This is a genomic window from Streptomyces sp. NRRL B-1140, assembly GCF_001280065.1.
GTDB lineage: Bacteria > Actinomycetota > Actinomycetes > Streptomycetales > Streptomycetaceae > Streptomyces.
This window is the reverse complement of the sequence record NZ_LGEA01000053.1, coordinates 1-263: the sequence shown is the minus strand read 5'-3', so window position 1 is coordinate 263 and position 263 is coordinate 1. Positions and strand designations below refer to the sequence as shown.

At 64.6% G+C, this 263-nt stretch carries 1 pseudogene; it reads right to left on the bottom strand.

Features of this window, described 5'->3' with window-relative positions:
* Nucleotides 1-263 (bottom strand): annotated as a pseudogene (locus ADK65_RS07635) (protein phosphatase); the annotation flags it as partial.

The following is a 263-nucleotide window of genomic DNA, read 5'->3' as shown; positions in this document are numbered from 1 at the left end:
ATCATCCTTGACGGACTCGACGAACGTGTGGGCCTTGGTCTTCAGCTCCTTGAGCTTGGCCACCAGAGGACGAATCTCCGTGGCATAAGAGGACAACGCGCCCGAGACCCTCTCCAGGCCGTCGCCGAACGCGTCCGCCTTCTCCTTCACCGGCTTCGTCGTGCCGAACAACTGCTCCGCCTCCGGAGCGTCGTAATACGCCGACAGGCCCTGGAACCGGGAGTGGATGTCGCCGCCGGCGTCCCGGACATGACCCGCGTCCT